Source organism: Pseudomonas sp. GD04019, assembly GCF_029837695.1.
GTDB lineage: Bacteria > Pseudomonadota > Gammaproteobacteria > Pseudomonadales > Pseudomonadaceae > Aquipseudomonas.
Genome location: NZ_JAOEEA010000012.1, coordinates 15,294 through 37,752, shown reverse-complemented (window position 1 = coordinate 37,752; position 22,459 = coordinate 15,294). Strand labels below are relative to the sequence as shown.

At 68.2% G+C, this 22,459-nt stretch carries 19 protein-coding genes; 3 read left to right on the top strand and 16 right to left on the bottom strand.

Features of this window, described 5'->3' with window-relative positions; translation table 11 throughout:
* Positions 1-45: 45 nt before the first annotated feature.
* The gene (locus N7607_RS18315) at positions 46-1,056 is read left to right on the top strand and encodes an AraC family transcriptional regulator (protein WP_279867251.1); all 1,011 of its coding nucleotides are present in this window, start codon (positions 46-48) and stop codon (positions 1,054-1,056) included.
* Here N7607_RS18315 and N7607_RS18310 read toward each other — a convergent pair.
* Positions 1,045-1,995 (bottom strand): YafY family protein, encoded by a 951-nt coding sequence (locus N7607_RS18310; protein WP_279867249.1) that lies wholly within the window; start codon positions 1,993-1,995, stop codon positions 1,045-1,047. The genes N7607_RS18315 and N7607_RS18310 overlap by 12 nt on opposite strands.
* Before the next feature lie 86 nt (positions 1,996-2,081).
* On the opposite strand from N7607_RS18310, the gene N7607_RS18305 reads away from it, so the two are divergent.
* Complete coding sequence (locus N7607_RS18305) at positions 2,082-2,774, top strand: glutathione S-transferase C-terminal domain-containing protein (protein ID WP_279867248.1); 693 nt, start codon at positions 2,082-2,084, stop codon at positions 2,772-2,774.
* Here the strand turns inward: N7607_RS18305 and N7607_RS18300 are convergent, their stop codons facing one another.
* The 7 genes from N7607_RS18300 to N7607_RS18270 all read right to left on the bottom strand — a co-directional run bounded on the left by N7607_RS18300 (position 2,775) and on the right by N7607_RS18270 (position 14,286).
* Positions 2,775-4,844 (bottom strand): LTA synthase family protein, encoded by a 2,070-nt coding sequence (locus tag N7607_RS18300; protein WP_279867247.1) that lies wholly within the window; start codon positions 4,842-4,844, stop codon positions 2,775-2,777. It abuts the gene before it with no gap.
* Between the two features lie 82 nt (positions 4,845-4,926).
* Entirely contained in the window at positions 4,927-6,528 is a 1,602-nt protein-coding gene (locus tag N7607_RS18295) for a SulP family inorganic anion transporter (protein ID WP_279867246.1), read from the bottom strand.
* A 6-nt stretch (positions 6,529-6,534) separates the two neighbouring features.
* On the bottom strand, positions 6,535-9,048 hold the full coding sequence (locus N7607_RS18290; protein WP_279867245.1) for an MMPL family transporter: 2,514 nt from the start codon (positions 9,046-9,048) through the stop codon (positions 6,535-6,537).
* A 21-nt stretch (positions 9,049-9,069) separates the two neighbouring features.
* Positions 9,070-10,140 (bottom strand): YCF48-related protein, encoded by a 1,071-nt coding sequence (locus N7607_RS18285; RefSeq protein ID WP_279867244.1) that lies wholly within the window; start codon positions 10,138-10,140, stop codon positions 9,070-9,072.
* A 162-nt stretch (positions 10,141-10,302) separates the two neighbouring features.
* A complete protein-coding gene (locus N7607_RS18280) occupies positions 10,303-11,661 on the bottom strand; it encodes a DUF1329 domain-containing protein (RefSeq protein ID WP_279867243.1) in 1,359 nt (452 codons plus the stop codon).
* 38 nt (positions 11,662-11,699) lie between these two features.
* A complete protein-coding gene (locus N7607_RS18275) occupies positions 11,700-13,604 on the bottom strand; it encodes a DUF1302 domain-containing protein (RefSeq protein ID WP_279867242.1) in 1,905 nt (634 codons plus the stop codon).
* A gap of 121 nt (positions 13,605-13,725) precedes the next feature.
* Entirely contained in the window at positions 13,726-14,286 is a 561-nt protein-coding gene (locus N7607_RS18270; RefSeq protein WP_279867239.1) for an alpha/beta fold hydrolase, read from the bottom strand.
* A 292-nt stretch (positions 14,287-14,578) separates the two neighbouring features.
* On the opposite strand from N7607_RS18270, the gene N7607_RS18265 reads away from it, so the two are divergent.
* A complete protein-coding gene (locus N7607_RS18265; protein ID WP_279867237.1) occupies positions 14,579-15,592 on the top strand; it encodes an AraC family transcriptional regulator in 1,014 nt (337 codons plus the stop codon).
* Between the two features lies 1 nt (position 15,593).
* Here N7607_RS18265 and N7607_RS18260 read toward each other — a convergent pair whose 3' ends face one another.
* From N7607_RS18260 to N7607_RS18225, 8 genes are all read right to left on the bottom strand, one after another.
* A complete protein-coding gene (locus N7607_RS18260; RefSeq protein WP_279867234.1) occupies positions 15,594-16,322 on the bottom strand; it encodes a hypothetical protein in 729 nt (242 codons plus the stop codon).
* A gap of 196 nt (positions 16,323-16,518) precedes the next feature.
* Positions 16,519-17,145 carry a CoA transferase subunit B gene (locus tag N7607_RS18255; RefSeq protein ID WP_279867233.1) on the bottom strand — a complete coding sequence of 209 codons (627 nt, stop codon included), beginning with the start codon at positions 17,143-17,145 and terminating at the stop codon, positions 16,519-16,521.
* A 5-nt stretch (positions 17,146-17,150) separates the two neighbouring features.
* Positions 17,151-17,846, bottom strand: coding sequence for a CoA transferase subunit A (locus N7607_RS18250; protein WP_279867231.1), 696 nt, complete (start codon positions 17,844-17,846; stop codon positions 17,151-17,153).
* A 46-nt stretch (positions 17,847-17,892) separates the two neighbouring features.
* On the bottom strand, positions 17,893-18,903 hold the full coding sequence (locus N7607_RS18245; protein WP_279867229.1) for a putative sulfate exporter family transporter: 1,011 nt from the start codon (positions 18,901-18,903) through the stop codon (positions 17,893-17,895).
* Positions 18,900-19,073, bottom strand: coding sequence for a hypothetical protein (locus N7607_RS18240; RefSeq protein ID WP_279867228.1), 174 nt, complete (start codon positions 19,071-19,073; stop codon positions 18,900-18,902). Before N7607_RS18240 ends, N7607_RS18245 begins: the two co-directional genes overlap by 4 nt.
* A complete protein-coding gene (locus N7607_RS18235) occupies positions 19,070-19,732 on the bottom strand; it encodes a DsbA family oxidoreductase (RefSeq protein WP_279867227.1) in 663 nt (220 codons plus the stop codon). The genes N7607_RS18240 and N7607_RS18235 overlap by 4 nt, the downstream gene beginning before the upstream one ends.
* Complete coding sequence (locus N7607_RS18230) at positions 19,729-21,060, bottom strand: MFS transporter (RefSeq protein WP_279867226.1); 1,332 nt, start codon at positions 21,058-21,060, stop codon at positions 19,729-19,731. The genes N7607_RS18235 and N7607_RS18230 overlap by 4 nt, the downstream gene beginning before the upstream one ends.
* Before the next feature lie 313 nt (positions 21,061-21,373).
* A complete protein-coding gene (locus N7607_RS18225; protein WP_279867224.1) occupies positions 21,374-22,423 on the bottom strand; it encodes a 3-keto-5-aminohexanoate cleavage protein in 1,050 nt (349 codons plus the stop codon).
* Between the last annotated feature and the right edge of the window lie 36 nt (positions 22,424-22,459).

Below are 22,459 nucleotides of genomic sequence, written 5' to 3'. Positions count from 1 at the left end.
GTTTATGGCATAGTCGGCCAATAAATTGTGACTTTCGGACAAGCCATGCCTCGCCCACGCCGTAGTGCCGTCAGCGTGCAACTCCTCACCCAGTACGGCCTCGATCTCGGCCTAAGCCTCGACGCCTGCCTGCAGGGCACCGGCCTGGACTGGCGCCTGCTGGCCGACCCCGGCGCCGAGGTGGAGGCCGAGCAGGAGCTGCAGCTGGTGCGCAATCTGCTGCATGCCGCAGGCACACGGCCCGGCCTGGGCCTGCCGCTGGGCCGGCGCTACCGGCTCAACAGCTACGGCATCTGGGGCTTCGCCCTGCTCGCCAGCCCGACCTTCCGCGACGCCGCCGGCCTCGGCCTGCGCTACCTGGACCTGACCTATGCCTTCCACGACATGCGTCTGGAGGAGCACGACGCCGAGGTGCACCTGCTGCTGGACGATCACAACGTGCCCGTCGACCTGCGCGACTTCCTCCTGGAACGCGACCTGTCCGGCATGCTGCAGGTGCTGCGCGAGCTGTTCCACCGCGACCTGCCGATCCTGCGGGTGGAGCTGAACCTGCCGCAGCCGGCCGATCCGCGGCCCTTTGTCGAGGAAATCGGCGTGCTGCCGCGGTTCGGCCAGGCGCATAACCGCTTCGTCTTCCCCCGCCATCTGCTCGACCTGCCGCTGGCCGGCGCCCACCCGCAGGCGGCACAGTTGTGCGAGGAGCAGTGCCAGCGCCTGCTGGCCAAGCGCAGCCAGCACAGTGGTCTGGCCGGGCGCATCCGCAGCCTGCTGCTGGAACGTCCCGGCCGCTTGCCGGACATGGAACAGGTGGCCGCCGGCCTGAACATGAGCTCGCGCACTCTGCGCCGACGCCTGGACGAGGAAGGCAGCAACTTCCGCCTGCTGCTGGATGAAGTGCGCCAGGCCCTGGCCGAAGAACTGCTGGCCACCGGCGGCCTGACACTGGAGGAGATCGCCGAGCGCCTGGGCTACGGCGAGGTGTCCAACTTCATTCATGCCTTCAAGCGCTGGAACGGCGTGGCGCCCCGGCAGTTCCAGCGGGCCTCACCCCGATAGGCGCGCCAGCAGCACCCGTGCATGGTCGGCCACGGCATCGCGCAGGCCGGTCGGCTCGATGACCTCGAATGGACAGGACAGCAGGCACAGCTGGCGAGCGAACCAGTTGAGCGATTCGGTGCGCGCCGTCAGCAGCACCCCAGCCTCTGCCGCCTGCAGCAACCCGAGGCGCCCGCCCAGCTCCAGCCCCGCCTGCTGCAGGTCGCAGCGCAGCAATACCTGCACCGCGATGGGCCGCGGCACCTTGGCCAGGCTCTGGTCCAGGTAGGCCTCGATGTCGAAATCCTCGGGCTTGCCGAACGAGGCCGGCAGGGGCGTGACCCGGGCCACGCGATCCAGGCGAAACGAGCGCAGACCGACACGCAGGTGGCAATGGCCCACCGCGTACCAGCGGCCATCGCGGTAGATCAGGCCGTAGGGGTCGAAGTCTCGGCTGCTTTCCCGGCCGTCCCCGCTGCGGTAGCTCAGGTGTACCCGCTGGCGTAGCTGGGCCGCCGAGGCCAGCGGCAGCAGCACTTGGTCGCCGCCCTCGGCGCGGGCCGCCGGCACCGCCAGGGTGATGCTTTCGCTGAGCGCACGCATGCGCGGCTTCAGGTCGGCCGGCATCACCCGCTCCAGCTTGGCCTGGGCGCTGGCCACCGCCGGTGCCGCCTCCGCCAGGCCCAGTCGCCGCGCGGCGAGCAGACCGAGGGCCACCGCCAGGGTCTCGTCCTGGGTGAACATCAGCGGCGGCAGCTTGAAGCCCGCGACCAGACGGTAACCGCCGTAACGACCACGCTCCGCCAGCACCGGTATGCCCAGTTCCTCCAGCGCGGCGATGTAGCGCCGCAGGGTCCGTCCATCCACCTCCAGGCGCCGTGCCAGTTCGCTGCCACTGAGCTGGCCGTGGGCCTGCAACAGCTCCAGCACCGCCAGCACCCGGGTCGTCGGCTTGGCCATGGTGAACTCCCGAATCTATATAGGACGGAATATAGCCTGATTAAGCCCTAGCTTGTCTCCACACCCACCCGCACAAGGAAACAAGCATGCACCCCATCCTCTTCTACGGTGTTCCCCAAGGCTGCTCGTTCGGCTCCCTGGTCGCCCTCGAATGGCTCGGCCAACCCTACCTGCTCAATCGCGTGGAGATGCTGGAGCAGCCCTGGGACCGGCTCTACACCAAGGTCAATCCGCTGCTGCAGACGCCCGCCCTGTTGCTCGAAGACGACCGCGTATTGACCGAAAGCCTGGCCATCCTGCTACACCTCAACGGCCGCGGCCTGGAGAGCGGCATCGGCATCGCCCCGGGCACCGCCCAGTACGACCGCCTGGTGCAGACCCTGGCCTTCCTCAATACCGACTTCTTCGCCGCCTTCATCCCGCTGTGGAAGGCCTACGAGCTGGCGGACCTGGGCGAAGCCGAACAGCAGTTGCTGCGCCGCCTGGGCGGTGCCGACGTGGCCATGACCTGCGCCCACCTGGAGCGGCTCTTGACTGGCAAGCAGTGGCTGCTGGGCGAGCGGCGCAGCCTGGCCGATGCCTACCTGGCCGGCCTCGGCCGCTGGGTGCAATACCACCACCTGTTCGACCTGCAGCGCGACTACCCCAACCTGCACGCCTATCTGGGTCGCCTGGCCGACGACCCGGCCGTGCGGCATGCCTGGGCCATCGAGCGAGGCGAGCACATGGGCCGCCACGTCAGCCTGGAGGAGCTGCGTCCGCGGCTGGAAGCGCTCTAGCTAGCGCGAGTCCTTGCCGGCGGCGTCGGTGACGCCGGCGGTGTTGCGCAGCAGGCTCTGGGTCGCCACCTGCAGGAAGGCCTCCAGGCGTTTCTGCAGCTCCGGCTGCTGGGCATCGCCCTGCACCACCTGCGCCTTGCGCGCGCCGAGGTCATAGCGATACAGCTTGGCCGGCAGGTCCTTGGGCTGCACCAGGATCTTCTCGCCGCTGACGATGGCCACCGTCTGGTCGCTGCCGGACGGCTTGATCACGCCGATGCCCTGGTCGCCCTCGGGCAGGCCGAGCAGGTCGCGGCCCCAGCACTGCTGGCGGGTCTTGCCGCCCAGACGAGCCATGATGGTCGGCACCACGTCGATCTGCGTGCCGACCGTGTCGCGGCGCGCGCCGAACTTGTCCTGGATGCCCGGCGCGAGCAGCAGCAGCGGCACGTTGTGGCGGAACAGGTCCATCTCGGTGAGCTGCTCCGGGCTGCCGAAGCCGTGGTCGCCGACGATCACGAACAGGGTGTCCTTGTAGTACGGCGCCTGCTTCGCCTTGTCGAAGAACTGCCCCAGCGCCCAGTCCGAGTAACGCATGGCGGTGAGGTGCTGGTTGAGCGAGCCGCGGTCGGTCACCGGCGGCATCGGCAACTGCTCCGGCAGTGCGTACGGCGTGTGGTTGGACAGGGTCTGCAGCAGCGCATAGAACGGCTTGGCAGGGTCCAATTTGTTCAGCTCCACGGCGGCGCGGTCGAACATGTCCTGGTCGGACACGCCCCAGGTCGGGTCGATGAACACCGGGTCGACGAAGTCCTCGCGGCCAATGAAGTTGCGCATGCCCTGGTTGCTGAAGAACCCGGACTGGTTGTCCCACTGGAAGTTGCCGTTGTACACGTACAGGTCGTCGTAGCCGCGCGCGCCGAGCTGCTGCGGCAGGCCGGAGAACTGGTGGCTGCCTTCCGGCGTGCGCATCAGGTACTCGAAGCTCGGCAGGTTGGGGAAGCACGCCATGGTGGCAAACATGCCCTGGTGGGTGTGGGTGCCGTTGGAGAAGAAGCGGGTGAACAGCAGCCCCTCCCGACTCAGGCGGTCGAAGTTCGGGGTGATGCCGGCGTCGCTGCCCAGCGCGCCGACCCAGCGCCCAGCGAAGCTCTCCATCAGAATCACCACCACGTGCTTGATCGGCAGCGTGCCTGCCGCCAGCGGCGTGGAGTCGCGGCGGATCGCGGCGCTGTCCTCGTCCACCAGCACGTCCTGCTCGCCGAGCAGCATCTGGCGTACCACGGCGAGCGCCTCGGCATCGGGCATGGTGGCCTTCCAGGCGTTGTCGCGGTGGCTGGAGAAGCTGTTCTCGGCGGCATCGACCAACGTCAGCACACCATTCAAACCCAGGTGGTTGGCGAACATCGAATCGGTGGTGAAGGCATCGCCCCAGCGCAGCGGCGGCCCCTGCTTGAGGGTGCCGCGGGCGCAGATCACCGCCAGCAACAGGCACAGGAAGAACACGCCGAGGCGCCAGTACCAGGCCAGCGCCGGCTTGGCCCGGCGCGGCCGGGTGGCGCCCTCCAGCCAGTGGAACAGCATGCCCAGCGCCAGCGTCGCCAGGGCCCAGGCCAGCAGGTAGCGGCCCACCGGGAAGCCGTGCCAGAGCATGCTCGACACGGTAGCCAGGTCCTCCTCCAGGTACTGGAACACCAGGCTGTTCAAGCGCTGGTGGAACTCGCGGTAGAAGTCCATCTCCACCACGCCGAGCAGCAGGGTCAGGCTGGCGACCAGCGTCAGCCACACCACGTGGGCATTGCGCGCCGCCATGGCGCGCGGGCTGAGCAGCGACAACAGCAGCGGCGCCACGGCGTACACCACCACCCGCAGGTCGAAGCGCAGGCCGTTGAAGAAGGCCTCGAACAGGTCGCCACGGCTGACATCGGCGATCAGCTCGCTGTTGTGGTGCAGCAGCGCCAGGCGCAGCGCCGAATACATCAGCATCAGCACCAGGGCACTGGCGAGGGTGAAGAGCAGGTGGCCGGCCACAGTGGGCGGCAGGGGCGCGAGGGGTTGCGCAGGGGAACGGGAGGCGTCCACTGAAGGCATGACGAATGGAGTCCGCTGTTGATGAGGGCGAAAATTGTCCGCGCCGACAGGTGAAAATTCTGTCGAGGCGGCCATTTGACGCTCAGACCGCCAGAGGTTCCCTCTCGGCCTCGCACAGTCGCCGGTAGGCCTGGCCGGTGGTCTCGAACAGCTGGCCACCGATCTCGCGCTCCAGGCTGGCCCGGCGCAGGCGATCCATCACCGGCCCTTTGATGGCCGACAGGTGCAGGCGCACGCCGCGGGCGGCCAGGCTGCGGCTCAACTCGCCGAGGGCGGCCAGAGCGGAGAAATCCATGCTGTTGACCGCGGACATGTCGAGCACCAGCTCCCGTGTCTCGGCCCTCACCAGATCCTCGATGCGCGCGCCCACGGCCGCCGCGTTGCCGAAGAACAGGCTGCTGTCGACCCGCAGCAACAGCAGGTGCGGCCGGGTTTCTACCGCATGGCGGCGCACATTGCGGAAGGTCTCGCCGTCGGCCATGCGCCCGAGTACGGCGATGTGCGGCCGGGCATTGCGGGCCAGGTGGCCGCCGAGCGACAGCAGCACACCGACCAGCACACCCTGCTCCACGCCCAGCCACAGCACGCTGGCGGCGGTGGCCAGCCATACGCCGGCCTCCCCGCGGTCGAAGCACCAGGCCCGGCGCAGGCCGTCGAGATCGAGCATGCCGAGCACCGCGTAGAGGATGGTCGCGGCCAGGGCCGGCAGCGGCAGCAGGCTCAGCCAACCGGTGGGCAGGAGCAGGGCCAGCGCCAGCAGCAATGCGGTGACCACGCCGGCCAGCTGGCTACGCGCGCCGGCGGCATGGTTGAGCGCCGAGCGCGACAGCCCGCCGCTCACCGGCAGCCCCGCGGTCAGCGCGCTGGCCAGGTTGGCCAGGCCCTGGCCGAGCAGTTCGCGGCCATCGTCGATGCGCTCGCCGCGCCGTTGCGCCAGCATGCGCGCCGAGGAATGGCCGGAAACGAACACCACGAAGGCCAGCAGCAGCGCCGACGGCAGCAGTTCGGACCACAGCCCGGGCTGCAGGCTGATCCCCAGCGACGGCAGGCCCTCGGGCAGTCCGCCCAGCACCGGCACCCCGGCCTGATCCAGCTCACCGAGGGCCACCAGCAGGGTGGCGAGCGCCAACAACAGTGCCGGCGCCAGACGCGCCAGCACCACCGGCAGGCAGCGGCGCGCGGCGTACAGCGCGAGCAATGTGCCCAGGCCCAGTGCGGCCGAGGGCCAGGCCGCTGGCGCGCCGAGCAGCGTCTCGACCTGCCCCGCCGCCACCAGCAACGCGGCGCCGGCGGTGAAGCCACCCAGCACCGGAGCACTGAGCAATGAGCAGAGAAAACCCAGGCGCAGCAGCGCGCAGAGCACCAGCACGGCGCCACTGAGCAGCGCCAGCTGGGCGGCCAGCACGGGGGCGCCGAGCGTGCTGGTCGTCTGCAGTTCGGCCAGGGCCGTGGCGGTCACCAGCGAGGTCAGCGCCATGGGGCCCACCGACAGCGTGGTGCTGCTGCCGACCAGGGCGTAGGCCAGGGCCGGCACGATGCTGGCGTACAGCCCGAGCACCGGCGGCAGGCCCGCGACCATGGCGTAGGCCATGCCCTGAGGCAGCAGCATCAGCGCCACCACCAGGCCGGCGCCGAGGTCACCGCCGAGCATCTCGCGGCGGTAACCCTTGAGCCAGTCGAGCATGTCGCGCTAGCGCCCGGCGACCCGGCGCAGCTGTTCCTGCAACTCGGCACGCTTGCGCTGCGGCCCCTTGCCGAACGGCCAGCCGATGATCGAGCCGCGCTTGCCCTGGCCGACATTGCGCAGCAGGAAGTGCGACAGCGCGGGAATCAGCACCAGCGCGCCGAGCATGTTCCACAGCAGCATGAAGGTCAGCAGGATGCCCATGTCGGCCTGGAACTTGATCGGCGACCAGGCCCAGCACACCACGCCGGCAGCCAGGGTGATGCCGACCAGCGCCACCACCCGCCCGGTGAAGGCCACCGCGCTGCGGTAGGCGTCGCCCAGGCTGCGGCCCTGGCGCTGGTAGTGCAGCTGCACGCTGAGCAGGTACAGCGCGTAGTCCACGCCGATGCCCACGCCGAGGGCGATCACCGGCAGGGTCGCCACCTTCACGCCGATGCCCATGGCCACCATCAGCGCCTCGCACAGCACCGAGGTGAGCACCAGCGGCAGCAGCGCCACCAGCATGGCGCGCCAGCTGCGGAAAGTGATCAGGCAGAACACCGCCACCGCCAGGTACACGTACAGCAGCATGCTGCGGTTGGCCTCGCGCACCACGAGATTGGTCGCTGCTTCGATGCCGGCCGAACCGGCGGCGAGGAGGAACTGGCGATCCTCGGTGCTGTTGTCTTTGGCAAAGCGTTCGGCGATGGCCACCACGCCGTCCAGAGTCTCGGCCTTGTGGTCCTTGAGGAAGGCGATCACCGGCATCAGCGAGCACTGCGTGTTGAACAGCTCGGGCGCGTTCACCGAGGCCTGCTGGGCGGCGTAGTTGAGCACGTCCTGATTACGCTGGATGCTGGCCATCTTCGGGTTGCCCTCGAAGGAGCCGGCGGTGATCTGGCGCACCGCGTTGACCAGCGACACGGTGGTCTGCACGCCCGGATGCTGCTGCAGCTCCCAGGCCAGGCGGTCGGCCAGGACCAGGGTGCGGTAGTTCAGGCAGCCCTCGGGGCCGGTCTTGATCATCACCGCGAACAGGTCGCTGGACAGCGCGTAGTGGCCGGTGATGTAGGCGTTGTCCAGGTTGTAGCGCGAGTCGGCGCGCAGCTCGGGGGCGCCGCGGTCGAGGTCGCCGATCTTCAGCTGCAGACTGAAGGCGAAGCCGCCGATGCCGAGCAGCGCCGCCAGCAGCACGGTGCCGGTGGCCCACCTGGGCGTGGTGAAGCGGTTCAGGCAGTCCCAGATGCGGCCGAAGCCCCGGTGCTGCTTGCCCTGGTCGTCGATGCGCAGGGCGCGCTCGGCGGCCTTGGCGCCAACGCCGACATAGGACAGCGCCACCGGCATCAGCAGCAGGCTGGTGAACACCAGCACGGCCACGCCGATGCTGGCGGCGATGGCCAGGTCCTGGATCACCGGGATGTCGATCAGCATCAGCACGGCGAAGCCCACCGCGTCGGCCAGCAGCGCGGTGACGCCGGCGACGAACAGGCGGCGGAAGGTGCAGCGCGCGGCGATCAGCTTGTGGGTGCCGCGGGCGATGTCCTGCATGATGCCGTTCATCTTCTGCGCCGCGTGGGACACGCCGATGGCGAAGATCAGGAATGGCACCAGCACCGAATAGGGGTCGATGCTGTAGCCCAGCCAGGCGACGATGCCCAGCTGCCAGACCACCGCCAACAGCGAGCAGCCGATCACCAGCAGGGTGCTGCGCAGGCAGCGGGTGTACAGCAGGATGATGGCGAAGGCGGCGACCACCGCCAGGGCGAAGAACGCCATGACCTGCAGCAGGCCGTCGATCAGGTCGCCGACCAGCTTGGCGAAACCGATCACCCGCAGCTTGTAGGGGCCCTCCCCGCTGGCGTCGGCATTCAGGCCTTCGACCTTGCTGCGCAGCTGCTCGAGGGTCTTGGCGAAGGCGTAGTAGTCGATGCCGTGGCCGGTGGCCGAATCCTTGTCGAGCAGCGGCACCACCAGCATGCTCGACTTGAAGTCGTTGGCCACCAGGCTGCCGACGATGCCGGCGCGGCCGATGTTCTGCCGCAGCTGCTCGATGTTCGACGGGCTGCCGTCATAGCCATCGGGCATCACCGCGCCGCCCTGGAAGCCCTCCTCGGTCACCTCGGTCCAGCGCACGCTGGGCGCCCACAGCGAACGCAGCCAGGCGCGGTCCACGCCCGGGGTGAGGAACAGCTCGTCGTTGACCTGCTTGAGCACGGCCAGGTAGGCCGGGTCGAAGACGTCGCCGTCACGGTTCTCCACCACCACCCGCACCGAGTTGCCCAGGCCGCGCAGCTGGTCGCGGTTGTCGAGGAAGTTGCGGATGTAGGGCTGGCTCTGCGGCAGCATCTTCTCGAAGCTCGGCCGCAGTTCCAGGCGGGTCAGCGCCATGTAGCCGAGCAGCACGGAGAGCATGGCGATGATCGCGACGAACCAGGGCCGGTGGTTGAACAGCAGACGTTCGAGGAAATGCCCGCTGTGGCGGTCGAAATCGCGCAGGTCGCGGATCACCGGCATGCTGTCTTGTTTGATGTTGCCCATGATGGTTTCTCGTTGACCTCGTTATGGCAGGCGCTGGCTGCGCGCACCGCGATTGCCGACCAGCACCAGGCTGTCGTCGGCGGCGAAATCGGCAGCGGCAATCGGCGCCATCACGCTCTGCGGCAACACTTCCAGGCTGTGGCCTTGGGGCAACAGGCGCAGCACGTGGCCGGCCTGGCTGAACAGGTGAATGCGCCGGGAGCCGTCCCAGGCGGCGGCCGTGATACTGCTCTGCACGCCGCTGTCCAGAGCGCTCCAGCTGGCGCCGCCGTCGGCGCTGCGCAGGATGTGGCCGCGCAGGCCGTAGACCAGCAACTCGTTGTCCAGGCCGATGACGCCGAACAGGCTGCCGGCGTAGGGAATCTGCAGGGCGACGAAGCGCTGCCGCTCGGCGTTCCAGCGCAGCAGCAGGCCCTGCTCGCCGGCGATGTAGGGCACGCCGTCGACCGCGCCGATGGCATTCAGGTGCAGGCCCTGGGGGTTGTCGGTGCGCTCTCCGAAGGGGCGCCAGTGCTGGCCGCCGTCGTCGGTGCGCAGGATCAGGCCGAACACGCCCACCGCGTAGCCGAGACGCTCATCGGCGAACCACACGTCGAGCAGCGCCTTGTCGGCGCCCTCCTCGACCATCCGCTGGGCCTCGGCCAGGCGCAGCGACCACTCCTCGCTGGCCGGCTCGGCGGCGGCCAGCGCCGCGTAGTGCCGCTGCATCAGGGCGCCGATCTGGCGCCCGTCGAGCTGCTTGCTCCAGCTGCCGCCAGCGTCCGCGCTGTGCAGGACAACGCCGTCGTGGCCCACCGCCCAGCCGCTCGCCCGGGTGGGAAAATACACGGCGGTGAGGTCGCTGCTCACCGGCACCCGGGCCTGCTGCCAGTGGCCGCCGGTGTAGTCGGAATACAGGATGTGGCCACGCTGGCCCACCGCGACCAGACTGTCACCCGTGCGGGCGACGTCGTTCAGCGGTGCCCGCTCCGCCAGTGGACTGTGGCGCGCCGGCAGATCCAGCACGTCGATGAACTCGCCACGGACAGCGCCGGGCAGCACACCCAGCAGCAGGCCCAGCAGGGGAAGCAGGACTCGGTAGAAATCACTCATGGTCAATCTCGGCATATAAGGTTGCGCCGCGGGCACGGGTGCCATGCCCGGCGGCGCCGGATCAATGCCCCGCCGTGCCACGCCGGCCCCCGGATTCCGGACGGCTGACGTTCTGCCCAGGGGGACCGGGCGGCACGGATGGCGGGGTTTGCGACCCGAAACTCAGCGGATACCGGCACCCGCCAGCGACTCCGGCGCCCATTGCGCCTTGGCCAGGGCATCGATGTAGCGGATGCCGCCGTACGGGCCGACCACGCCGTTGATGTTGTAGGTGCCGCCGACCAGGTCGTAGATCATGAATGGCGTGGAGTCCGGCACGGTCTTGTCGTAGCTCTGGCTGAGGAAGGCGAAGGAGCCGCGATAGAGCTGGCCACGGGCGTCGTACTGGTCCGAGGCCAGGGCCACCCAGCTGTCCTCGTCGAGGTAGAAGCGGCGCTTGGCGTAAATGTGGCGCGCGCCCTGCTTGAGGGTGCCCTCGACCACCCAGACGCGGTGCTTCTCCCAGCGCACCAACTCCGGCGCCACGTGGTTGGCGGTGGTGATGGCCTTGGCCTCGGGGGCGTAGGTCAGGCGGTAGGTGTTGTACGGCACGATCATTTCCTGCTTGCCCACCAGCTTCCAGTCGAAGCGGTCCAGCGCACCGTTGAACACGAACACGTCATCGTAGGTGCCGGCACCGGCGGTACCCGGGTTGGGCGTGTCGTAGGCCAGGCTCGGCGCCAGCTTCACCCGGCGCACACCCGGCAGGTACTGCCAGGCGCGGCGTGGCTGCTCCAGCGGGTTGGCGGCGTCGCGCAGCATGATCGCCTCGCCGGCGCGGCGCGCCGGGCCGGTGTAGTACAGCTTCATCTGGTAGTAGGTGTCGGTCGCCCCGATGGGCTTGTTCATGTCCTGGTAGATCGGGTAGCTGATGTAGGCCTGGCCGGTGGTGGCCAGGCTGGCCACGCCGGCGGCGTCGACGTTCCACGAGTCGTACTTGGAGTTGATGGTCACGCCCTGGTAGCGCAGCAGGAAGTTCCACATGGCTTCGGCGCCCGACTGCGGGATCGGGAACGGCACGCCGGGCAACACGTTGTCGATGGCCTGGCCACCCTCCAGCGCCTTGGCACCGGTGGCGTTCTTCAGGCTGTTGTCCAGTACCGCCTGGGGCATGGCCACGGAGCGATGGGTGGGGAACAGTTCGACGCGGAAACTGGGGAAGCGCTTGGCCAGTTCCACCGTGGTGGCGCTGAGCTGATCCTTGTACTGCTCGACATTCTTGCCGTCGATCACCAGCAGCGGCTTCTCGCCGGCGAAGGGATCGGGACGCACGCTGTCCCCGGCCTTGAAGCTGGCCGGGGCCTGGGTCAGGCCACCTTCGTACGCGGGAATCGAGCCATCGGCGTTGCCGGCGATTTCGGCGCCGACCAGGGTCAGGCTGGTGCCGAGCTTGGCCGCCTCGTCGGCGGAAACGGCGGCGCTGGCCTGACCGACGATGGCCAGGGTGAGGGATGCGGCCAGTACGGTATGCACGAATTTCATCTTGTTGTTCTCCTGCTCAGAGGCTGGGCAATTCGTGGTTAGAAAGTGGTTTTGAAGGTCAGGTAGACCGCGCCGCGGTCCTCGCCGGTGGCACCGCCGCCGGAGAATGAGGAGTAGCCGCCGGCGTAGCAGGTGTGGCGCTGGGTGAGGTCGAAGGCGTTGGGGGTCGAGCCATCCGCGGCGCCGTCTTCGCACTTCTCGGCGTCGCCGAAGGAGTCCACGTACTTGAGGTCGACGTAGTACTGGTTGTAGATGGCGGCGCTGACGCCCACCGCGTAGTTGCCGGTGTCCTCGGCGCCGCCGGCGGCGACCGGGGAGACGCCGTCGATGCCGAGGTTGATCGACATCGGCGCGGAGAGGTCCACGCCCGGGAACACCTGGTACCAGGTCGGGGTGAAGTTGACGGCCACGCCCCAGTTGTCGCGGGTCGGCTTGTCGATGCCGTGGTAGCTGTCCTCGCCCTTGTACAGCGCCTGGTTCTTGCTATCGAGGCTCAGCAGGTTGCTGTAGTAGACCTCGCCGAGCAGGGTCGCGGCGTCGAACAGCGGCGTCTCGGGCAGGGCCACCAGGCCGTTGACCACCCAGTGCAGGGTGTCGCCGGTGGCGCTCATGTTGTCGCCTTCGCGCATCGGTGCATCGACCACGCCGGTGGACGGATCGCGCGGTGACAAGGGGCCGGCGCCGCCGACAAGCAGTGGGCTGTAGATGGCCGGAATGCTCGACAGCGGCATGCCGTGACGGATGTTCAGATCGCTGCCGACGCTGATGCCGCCGATGTCCTTGGACAGGCTCAGGCCGTAGATATCGATGTCTTCGCCATAGGCCAGGCGGTAGGAGGTGGTCTCGATCGAGTTGCGCAGGCCCGGAATGCCACCGGCCAGGGTCAGCTCGCGGGCGTCGAGCACGGCCTGCGGCAGGATGTCGGAGGTATTGCGGTAGTAGAGACCCAGGGTGCCATCCAGCCACTGCGGCGACCACTTGGCCATCACGCCCCAGTCGCCCTGATCGTCCGGGGTCAGGTCATCGCCACGGCGGATATTGGTCAGCGTGCCGTTCGGGCCGGCCAGACCCGGGCCACCGGTGTGGCCGAGGATGAACGACTGGGCGCCCTCGCCGATCAGGTCGGAGGTGCCGTAGTAGGTGCCGGCCTCCGGCAGGCGTGCGGCGTCCCAGTTGAAGAAGTACTGGGCAGCGAAGGACCACTCGGAGTTGAGGGTGAAGCTGGTGGACAGCTGGTTGCGCGGAACGAACAGCTCCTTGGCCTCGGTGCCCGGCGACGCGGCCAGCTTGGCCAGGTCCAGGCCGGACTGGCCGTAGCTGATCGAGTGCACCGGGTTGAGCACGGTCTCGCCCCAGAACACGTTGTGCTGGCCGGCCTTCAGGCTGAGCAGCGACTCCTCGCCGACCTCGGTGCTGTAGAACACGAAGGCATCGAGCACCTCGCCGGACGGGCCGCTGTAGTAGCGCTGGGCGTAGCGGCTCAGGTGCGGGCTGCCGAACACCTCTGGCGCCGCCGGGCGGCCGCCCCAGCCGGCGATCGACGAGTAGTCGTCGTTGCCGTTGACCAAGGGGTTGGAACTGGAGCCGGTGTTGTCGTAAGCCTTGTCGTACCAGCTGGCGGCGCTGACGCGCAAGCCCATGCGGTTCTGGTACACCACGTCGAGCTCGGTCAGCAGGTCGACGCGGTTGGTGATGTTGGTGCCGGCCTTGCGGAAGTTGTAGTCGCCGTCGTTGTTGTTCGGCGTGCCGAGCATGCGCGAGTCGGCGCTCTCGGTGCGCAGGCCGTAGTTGTACTTGACGGTGTTGTCGAAGCGCACGGACCAGTCCGGGCTGCCGGTATCGACTTCGAAGGCCTGGGCGGCCGGCACGGTGGCCAGCATGACGGCCGTGGCCAACAGGCTTCTACGCAAGGGAAAGCGATGCTGCTTGTTATTGTTGTGCATAGCGTTGACTCCGCTTTTTAGGGCTTACGACATGCCGCGCCCGCGACGGGGCGCGAGAGCGGGTAACGGGTGGGTGTCTTTCCTTGTTCGGTTGAAAAAAGTGCTGCTGGCGCTTCGCGCTTCAGCCCAGCAATGCCTGGATCAGCTCCTCGGCCTGCGGCCACTCGCCGTAGCCGGCGGCCGGGTTGAGGTGGCCGACCGCACCCAGCTGGACCAAGGCACTGCCCCAGTCGCGGGCCATTTCGCGCACCGCCGCAAGGCTGGCCAGGTGATCGTTGCTGCTGGCCGCGACGATGCTGGGGAACGGCAGCGGACCGCGCGGCAGCGGCGACCAGCCGTGGTCCTGCAACGTTTGCGGGCTCGGGTATTGCGGCGGCCAGGTGCTGTTCAGGTCCGGCGGAGTCGCCAGCAGCGCGCCGAGAATCGGCCGCGAATGACGCGCCGCCCAGTGCACCGCCATCAGTACGCCGGCGCTGTGGGCCACCAGCAGCACCGGACCTTCGATGCGCTCCAGTTCGCTCTGGATCGCCGCGACCCGTGCCGCCAGGCTGAGCTTGTCGGCCTGCAGCGGCGGCACCGTGCGGCAATTGGGCAGGCGCGCGGCGAGCAGCGTCTGCCAATGGTCCGCAACGTGGTCGCGCAGGCCGGGGATGATGAGAACGGTGAAGTCTGTGCTGGCCACGCTGGGCTCCTGGACTGCCGGATCAATCGACGCACGAGGCGTCGGGTTGACCAGACAGTAGAGGCCGGGCACAGCGCAGGCTTCACATTAGGCGTCAGCCATTTCGCAATTCATGACATGGCCCGGTCGGCCATGTGTTTGGCGCAGGGCAGTCGCCCGACGCGGCGCTGCTAAGCTCAGCAGGGCGGCCGCGATTTTTCATTTCATGACAGCCAGGTGACCGTCGCCGCCGGCTTCGGCATCATGCGCGGCGGCCGTCACAAGCGGCCATGCCTGTGAAGGAACTAGAACAATGACAACACTGGTTCGCGCAGCGGTTCTTACCAATTACCTGGAAGTGGCCCAGCACCTGGGACTCAATGTCCAGGCGCTGCTCAATGAAGTGGGCCTCAGCAAGACCCTGCTGCAGGACCCGGAACACCGCATTCCGATCGACGCCGCCGTGCGTCTGCTGGAGAACTCCGCCACGGCCAGCCACTGCCAGACCTTCGGCCTGCGCATGGCCGAATCGCGCCAGCTCTCCGACTTCGGCGCGGTCAGCCTGCTGCTGACCCACCAGCGCACCCTGCGCGAGGCCTTGCAGGTGGTGGTGCAGTACCGCCATTTGCTCAACGACTCGCTGGCGATCTTCATCGAGGAGGCCGGCAGCATGGTGATTATCCGCGAAGAGGTGGTCACCGAGACCGGCCTGAGCTGCCGCCAGGGCAACGAGCTGGCCATCGGCGTGATGTACCGCCTGTGCGCCGCCCTGCTCGGTGTGCACTGGAAACCGATCAGCGTCAGCTTCACCCACGCCGCGCCGGACGATCTGCAGGTGCACCGCCGCGTACTCGGCCAGAAGCTGGAGTTCAACGGCGAGTTCAACGGTATCGTCTGCCACGCCGCCGACTTCGACGTGCCCAACCCGCAAGCCGATCCGGCCATGGCACGCTATGCCCAGCGCTTCCTCGACTCGTTGCAGGCCGACCAGGAAACGCCGCTGATGTTCGAGGTGCGCAAGGCCATCTACCTGCTGCTGCCCATGGGCCGCGCCACCATCGAACAGATCGCGATGGCCATGGGCATGAACGTGCGCACCCTGCAGCGCCGCCTGGAAGACAACCAGGCCACCTTCAGCGACCTGATCAATGGCGTGCGCCGCGACCTGGTGATTCGCTACCTGGAAAACCCCAGCTACTCGCTGGGGCGTATTGCCGACATGCTCGGCTATTCGATGCCCAGCTCCTTCACCCGCTGGTTCATCGGCCAGTTCGGCATGCCACCGGCGGCCTGGCGCAGCGAGCACGGCCCGCGCAAGGACAAGTGACTCAGGGCTGGCCCTGCTCCGCGGCCAGGGCCAGCTCGTCGAGGTCAAGCACCGCACGGCTCAGGTAGAACTCGGCGCCACCACCGCCCTCGCCCCTGCCGATCCCCTGCTGCAACTGACGGTGGACGAAGCGGTAGCCGCTGCGGATCTTGCCCAGCGCGGCGCCATGCTGCGCCTGCAACAGCGCGAAGCGCTGCTCGATGTCCACATCCAGGGCCTGCAGGCGCTCGGCCGGCAACAGCCAGGTTTCCTTCTGCGGCAGCGGGTAGTGACGCAGCTGGTAGTCCAGCAACAGCCCGGCGAGGTCGCGACTCTGCTCGCCGAGCGGCTGCGCCTGGCCGAGCCGCGCCAGTTCGCGGCTGGCGGCGTCGCCCAGCTGCCGACGCTGTTCCAGCAACAGGCCGATCAGCTGCGGATAGCGCTCTCGCTCGCTGCGCGGCAAGCCGTCCAGCTGGTCGAACAGCCGGTGCATGGCCGCCAGCGGCCCGGCCAGCTCAGGCGGCTGGCCGAGCTGCTGCACGTCGGCCTCCAGGCTGTTGAGATGGTGGAACACCGCGGTGAGGAGGCGCGGATCGGGTGCCTTCTCGCGGGGGTCGAAGTACAGCATGGCGCTGGCACAGAGCAGCCGGCTATGGCTGTCCAGCCCATACAGCTGACGCACCGCGCGGGCGTCGGCCAGCGCGTCCAGGCACAACAGGCAGAGCAGGTACGGCAGAACAGTCCTTCGCATCGTCCGGTCCTCGTGGGTGCTGGATGTCGCAATTGCCTCGGTAAAAGGTGCGCACGGCCGCTGGAGCGCCAGCCGTCGCACGAAGGCCGGGGCACAGACCCCGGCAGGACACATCCCGCCATGGAGTGAACGGGAGGTGAAACGCGTCCGCCGACAGCTCGGCCCGGAAGACCGCGCGCCCGGCGGCAGATCAGGCTCAGCGCAGGATGGTGCAGCCGGTGGCGGCCTGCAGTTGGTCGAAGTCGACGCCAGGCGCCATTTCCACCAGCTCGACGCCCGCCTCGGTGATGTCCAGCACGGCCAGGTCGCTGATGATGCGGTCGACCACGCCGACGCCGGTCAGCGGCAGCTCGCAGCGCTCGAGAATCTTCGGCGCGCCCTTGGCCGTGTGCTCCATCAGCACTACCACGCGGCGCACACCGGCCACCAGGTCCATGGCGCCGCCCATGCCCTTGATCATCTTGCCGGGGATCATCCAGTTGGCCAGGTCGCCGTGCTGCGACACCTGCATGGCGCCGAGCAGGGCCAGGTCGACATGCCCGCCACGGATCATGGCGAAGCTCTCGGCACTGTCGAAGAAGCTGCTGCCGGGCAGCGTGGTGATGGTCTGCTTGCCGGCGTTGATCAGGTCCGCATCGACCTCCTCCTCGCCCGGGAACGGGCCGATGCCGAGCAGGCCGTTCTCGCTCTGCAGCCAGACCTCCATGCCCTCGGGGATGTAGTTGGCCACCAGCGTCGGCAGGCCGATGCCGAGGTTGACGTAGAAGCCGTCCTGCAGCTCCTGGGCGGCGCGCTGCGCCATTTCTTCGCGGGTCCAGGCCATGCTGCTCAGCTCCTCGTGGTGCGCATCTCGATGCGCTTCTGTGGGTTGGCGTTGAGTACCAGGCGCTGCACGTAGATGCCCGGCAGGTGGATCTCGTCCGGGGCCAGCTCGCCCACTTCGACGATTTCCTCCACCTCGGCCACGCAGACCCGGCCGGCCTTGGCGCACAGCGGGTTGAAGTTGCGCGCGGTCTTGCTGAAGGTCAGGTTGCCGGCGCGATCGGCCTTGGCGCCCTTGATCAGCGCCAGGTCGGCGGTCAGCGAACGCTCCATCACGTACCACTCGCCGTCGAACTGGCGGGTTTCCTTGCCCTCGGCGATCTGCGTGCCGTAGCCGGTGCGGGTGAAGAAGGCCGGGATGCCGGCGCCGCCGGCGCGCAGCTTCTCGGCCAGGGTGCCCTGGGGAGTGAACTCCAGCTGCAGCTCGCCGGCCAGGTACTGGCGCTCGAACTCCTTGTTGCCGCCGACATAGGAGGAAATCATCTTGTGAATCTGCCGGCTGTACAGCAGCGGACCGAGGCCGAAATCGTCGACCCCGCAGTTGTTGCTGATGACGGTGAAGCCGCGTTTGCCGGTTTCGCCCAGCGCCGCGATCAGCGCCTCGGGAATGCCGCACAGGCCGAAGCCGCCGGAGGCGATGCTGATGCCGTCAGCCACCAGCCCCTCGAGCGCCACGTGGGCGTTGGGGTAGATCTTGTTCATCGACAGTCTCTCTCGGGTTGTGCCGGCGCCAGCGCCGGCGCACGGATCACAGGCCCCAGCGCAGCAACAGCAGCACCAGGATGACCAGGAAGATGGTTTCGCCGACCATCAGCAGGATCGGCTTGATGCCCACGCTGGCCAGCTCCTTGAGCTGGGTCTTCATGCCCAGCGCGGCGATGGACACCACCAGGCACCAGCGCGACAGCTCGTTGACTCCACCCTGCACCACCTCCGGCACCAGGCCTGTGCTGTTGACGCAGGCGAGGATCAGGAAGCCGACGGCGAACCAGGGCAGCAGCGGCGGCCGCTCGCCAGCGGTTTCGGCGCCCTGCAGGCGGGTGACCATGGCGGCCGCGACGATCACCGGCAGCAGCATGGCCACGCGCATCAGCTTGACCACGGTGGCGATGTCGCCGGTCTCCGGCGACATGCTGTAGCCGGCGCCGACCACCTGGGCCACGTCGTGAATGGTGGCGCCGAGGAACACCCCCGCCTCCTGGGGCGAAAGGCCCAGGGCGTTGGCGATCATCGGATAGAGGATCATCGCCAGGGTCGACAGCGCCGACACGCCGATCACGGTGAACAGCGTGGCCTTTTCCTTCTGCGGATGGCTGGGCAGCGCGGCGGCCAGGGCCAGCGCCGCCGAAGCGCCGCAGATGGCCGTGGCGCCGCCGGTAAGCATGCCGAAGATGCGCTTGAAGCCCAGCGCCTTGGCCGCCAGCACCGAGACGGAAATGGTCACCACCACCAGAATCACCACCAGTGCCAGCGGCTTCCAGCCCAGCGCGGCGATCTGCTCCAGGGTGATGCGCATGCCCAGCAGGGCCACCCCCACACGCAGCACGGTGCGCGCGGTGAACTCGATGCCGGCCTTGCACTTGCCCTCGGCGGCGAGGAAGTTGAGCGACAGTCCCAGCAGCAGGGCGAACAGCATCACCGGCGCGCCATAGTGCTCGGAGAGGAAAGTGGCGGCCGCGGCCACCACCAGGCTGACACTGATGCCCGGCGCCAACTGGCGGGCACGGTCGTTGATCTGGGTAAGGGCGATGGCGCTCATGGCGCGAAGTCCTCGATGACGATGTAGACGCGGCCGCCCTCTTCCTCTAACGGACAAGTGGCGGCCCTGAGCGGGTTGGCGTTGGCCGGGTAGCCGCTAGCGAACTCGAACGGCGCGCGCTGAGCGGCCGCCGGCCGTTGCCGGGCCGGCATGTGATGGCGGTGGGTCATGCCTGCAGTCTCCGCCGTTCCGGAAAGCCGAGGGCCTCGCGCATGCCGCGCAGCAGCAGGTCGGCCGGCTGCGCGCCGGAGAGCAGCAGGCGCCCGTCGAAGACGAACTGCGGCACGCTGCTGGCAGCCGTATCCGGCGTCTGCAAGGGTCGGCCGTCGCGGTACAGGGCGCGGGCCATTTCCTCGCGCGGGTAGCCACAGGTTTCGGCGATGGTCAGCAGGGTATTGGCGTCGCCGATATCCTCGCCGTGGCGAAAATGCGCGGCGAACAGGCGCTCCAGCAGGCGCTCGCGCTGCTCCGGGCCGCCCAGTTCCACGGCGCGGCGCATCAGGCGATGCGCGTCGGCGGTGTTGGGCATGCGGGCGATACGCTGGAAGTCGAAGCGCAGATCGACTTCCGCCCCCGCCTCCTGCACCTGGGCCTGGCGCAGGTGTACCGCGGTGTCGCTGCCCAGGCGGCGGCGATAGAACTCGGCAAAGGGCTCACCGGCGGCCGGCAGTTGCGGCAGCAGCTGCACGCTCTGCCAATTGATGCTCACCACCTGGTGCGGATGCGTCTGCTGCAGCTGCACCACGGCGCGCTTGAGCTGGCGCTTGCCAATCAGGCACCAGGGGCAGACGAAGTCGAAGGCCACGTCGATACGCAGGGCGCGGCTCATGGCTGTACCTCCAGTGCTGCCGGACCGGCGTCCTCCCGCCCCTGGCCGCCACGCAGGCGGGCGATGTCCTGCAGGTAATGGCAACGGGCGTAGAAGAACACCGCGGCGGCGGCGATGCTGACCAGCGGCACCAGCTGGAAGGCGACCTGCAGACCGAACAGGTCCGACAGGCGACCGGTAACGAACGGCCCTGGCGCCAGGCCCAGCAGGTTGTTGGCCAGGGTCAGGGTGGCGAACGCGGTGCCATGCACCGAGTAGTGGGTCAGGTTGGCCACCATGGCCCCGGACGGGCCGGTGGTGCCGGCGGCGATCAGCATGCCCAGGCAGATCAGCAGCAGCTGCAACGGCCCGGCGGACAGGGCGAAGGCCAGCGACAGCAGCAGGCAGCTGCCCAGGCAATAGGCGATGGCCAGGGCGATCTTGCGCTCCGGGGCGTTGCGGCACAGGCGGTCGCTGAGCATGCCGCAGAGGATCATGCCGGCGCCGCTGCACAGCACGATGATGCCGGCCAGCGCGCCGGCCTTGTCGGTGCCCATCTGGTAGTAGCGATTGAGGTAGCTGGGCATCCACACGATCACCGTGCCGCCGACGAACAGCTGCAGGCCGCTGCCGACATAGGCGGCGATCACCGAGCGGCTGCTGTACAGGGTGCGCAGCGGCTTGGCGGCCTTGTCCGCCGCCTGCCGGGCGGCGTCGGCGAAGCGCTTGTGCGACACCCGCGACTCCTTCACCACCAGCGGGTAGACCGCGGCCAGCAACAGGCCGAACAGGGCCATGCCGCCGAACGCCCAGCGCCAGCCGAAATGCGCGGCAATCGCACCGCCCAGGGCCATGCCCAGCACCGAGCCGAACATGCCGCCGGCCATGAAGGCACCGGTCAGGGTGGCGCGCATGTGCTTGGGAAATACCGAGAGCACCACGGCGATACCGACGCTGCCGTAGGCGGCCTCACCGACGCCGACCAGAAAGCGCGCCACCAGCATGTGCTCGTATTGCTGCGCCAGGCCGCAGGCCAGGGTGGCCAGGCTCCACAGCAGCGCCATCAGGGCCAGGCTGCGCACCCGGCCGAAGCGGTCGGCCAGCAGCGACAGCGGGAAGGTCAGCAGGCCGACCATCAACGCGACGATGCCGCTGAGCAGGCCCAGCTGGCTGTCGGACAGCGCCCATTCACCCTTCAGCAGCGGGAACACCGCGTTGAGCACCTGCCGCGACATGTAGTCGGAGATCAGCAGGCCGAACGTCAGGGCGAAGACGATCCAAGCGTAGCTGCGCGGAATGCCGGCCGAGGTGTCGATTTCCTCGCCCTGGGTGCTGTGGTGAAAGGCCATGTGGCTACCTCGTTGTACTGCTACTGCTTGTTATTGTTGTAGTCGTGCAAGACGACGCTCGGCAAAGGCCTCTGCACGACCCTGTAGGATCGCCAGCACCGCGGACGGCGCGCCCGGTTCGTGGCCCGGGCGCCGCCCGCGGCAGAGACCTTTGCCCAGCGGCGTGGCGCCCCCAGCCTGCGGAGGGCGCCGTGTCACTCAGCCGCGCTGTGGCAGCTGTTTCCGGCCCGGCGTGCGGTTTGGCGCGATGCCGCCTGCCAGCCGGGTTGTGCGATGCCGTCGAGTCGAACGGCACTCGGCAACCGCCGCTCAATCACTTGCGCAGGAAGCCCTGCTGACCGCCCTTGGGGTTCGGGGCGAAGCCGTTGGCGGCCAGGGTTTCCTCGACCGTGTCGTAGAACACGCCGATCTTGAGGATTTCGCGGGCTTCCTTGCCGTTGGCGACCGGGCGGCCGATCTCCTTGGCGATGCGCACCAGCTGCTCGATCTGCTCGACGGAAGTCATCTTGCGTGAGCGATCCTGGGTCCAGATGTTGTCCTCGATGCCGCAGCGCACGTGCAGGCCCATCGCCATGCCCATCAGGTTGACCGGCAGGGTGTTGAGCATGGTGCTCTCCACCGTGAGCATGGTGCCGTCGGGGATGGCGCGCAGGAAGTTGGCCATGCTGTAGATATGCGGCTGGTCCATGCCGCCGCCGATGGCCACCCAGTTGCACACCAGCGGGCCCTTGTAGACGCCGCGGCGGATCAGGCGCTCGACCGTCTCGTAGCTGTTGATGTTGTAGAACTGGAAGGCGCTCTGGATGCCGGCGGCGGAGAGGCGCTTGATATGCTCCTCGATGAAGCCCGGGCCGGACGGCACGATCATCTCGCGGTAGGCCTCATAGGTATCGCTGCCCATGGAGGTGCCGGTGTAGTCGCGCACGTCCATCTGCTCGATGACGTTCATCTGCGTGGTATTGACGGTCACCGTGACCTGGTCGGGCTTGGGATCGAGCTCGGCGAGCATGTGCCGGGTGTCGTCGTGCAGCCACTTCGCCGCGGCGCCGTCTTCCGGCGGCGCGAAGGAGATGGAGCCGCCGACCTGGATGACCATGTCCGGCACCGCCTCGCGCACGCCGGCGATCAGCTCGTTGAACTTGGACAGGCGCTTGGAGCCCTTGCCGTCCAGCTCACGCACATGCAGGTGGAGTACCGAGGCGCCGGCTGCATAGCAGTCGACGGCCTTCTGGACCTGCTCTTCCATGGTCACCGGAATGTCCTCCGGATAGTCCGAGGGGAACCATTCGGGGCCGTATGGGGCCGCGGTGATGACGAGTTTGTCCTGGTTTTCCGGGAAGAGAGAACCGTCGAGGAAGTTCATGCCTGTTGCCTCAGATATTTATTAGTAGATGGCGCG

What these genes read in the sequence shown, in the direction of transcription:
- N7607_RS18255 (WP_279867233.1), bottom strand. Translation starts at nt 17,145, where the DNA reads ATGGCCTGGACCCGCGAAGAAATGGCGCAGCGCGCCGCCCAGGAGCTG.
- N7607_RS18240 (WP_279867228.1), bottom strand. Translation starts at nt 19,073, where the DNA reads ATGACCCACCGCCATCACATGCCGGCCCGGCAACGGCCGGCGGCCGCT.
- N7607_RS18235 (WP_279867227.1), bottom strand. Translation starts at nt 19,732, where the DNA reads ATGAGCCGCGCCCTGCGTATCGACGTGGCCTTCGACTTCGTCTGCCCC.
- N7607_RS18300 (WP_279867247.1), bottom strand. Translation starts at nt 4,844, where the DNA reads ATGCCTTCAGTGGACGCCTCCCGTTCCCCTGCGCAACCCCTCGCGCCC.
- N7607_RS18290 (WP_279867245.1), bottom strand. Translation starts at nt 9,048, where the DNA reads ATGGGCAACATCAAACAAGACAGCATGCCGGTGATCCGCGACCTGCGC.
- N7607_RS18265 (WP_279867237.1), top strand. Translation starts at nt 14,579, where the DNA reads ATGACAACACTGGTTCGCGCAGCGGTTCTTACCAATTACCTGGAAGTG.
- N7607_RS18315 (WP_279867251.1), top strand. Translation starts at nt 46, where the DNA reads ATGCCTCGCCCACGCCGTAGTGCCGTCAGCGTGCAACTCCTCACCCAG.
- N7607_RS18280 (WP_279867243.1), bottom strand. Translation starts at nt 11,661, where the DNA reads ATGAAATTCGTGCATACCGTACTGGCCGCATCCCTCACCCTGGCCATC.
- N7607_RS18285 (WP_279867244.1), bottom strand. Translation starts at nt 10,140, where the DNA reads ATGAGTGATTTCTACCGAGTCCTGCTTCCCCTGCTGGGCCTGCTGCTG.
- N7607_RS18245 (WP_279867229.1), bottom strand. Translation starts at nt 18,903, where the DNA reads ATGAGCGCCATCGCCCTTACCCAGATCAACGACCGTGCCCGCCAGTTG.
- N7607_RS18230 (WP_279867226.1), bottom strand. Translation starts at nt 21,060, where the DNA reads ATGGCCTTTCACCACAGCACCCAGGGCGAGGAAATCGACACCTCGGCC.
- N7607_RS18225 (WP_279867224.1), bottom strand. Translation starts at nt 22,423, where the DNA reads ATGAACTTCCTCGACGGTTCTCTCTTCCCGGAAAACCAGGACAAACTC.
- N7607_RS18250 (WP_279867231.1), bottom strand. Translation starts at nt 17,846, where the DNA reads ATGAACAAGATCTACCCCAACGCCCACGTGGCGCTCGAGGGGCTGGTG.
- N7607_RS18295 (WP_279867246.1), bottom strand. Translation starts at nt 6,528, where the DNA reads ATGCTCGACTGGCTCAAGGGTTACCGCCGCGAGATGCTCGGCGGTGAC.
- N7607_RS18275 (WP_279867242.1), bottom strand. Translation starts at nt 13,604, where the DNA reads ATGCACAACAATAACAAGCAGCATCGCTTTCCCTTGCGTAGAAGCCTG.
- N7607_RS18310 (WP_279867249.1), bottom strand. Translation starts at nt 1,995, where the DNA reads ATGGCCAAGCCGACGACCCGGGTGCTGGCGGTGCTGGAGCTGTTGCAG.
- N7607_RS18305 (WP_279867248.1), top strand. Translation starts at nt 2,082, where the DNA reads ATGCACCCCATCCTCTTCTACGGTGTTCCCCAAGGCTGCTCGTTCGGC.
- N7607_RS18260 (WP_279867234.1), bottom strand. Translation starts at nt 16,322, where the DNA reads ATGCGAAGGACTGTTCTGCCGTACCTGCTCTGCCTGTTGTGCCTGGAC.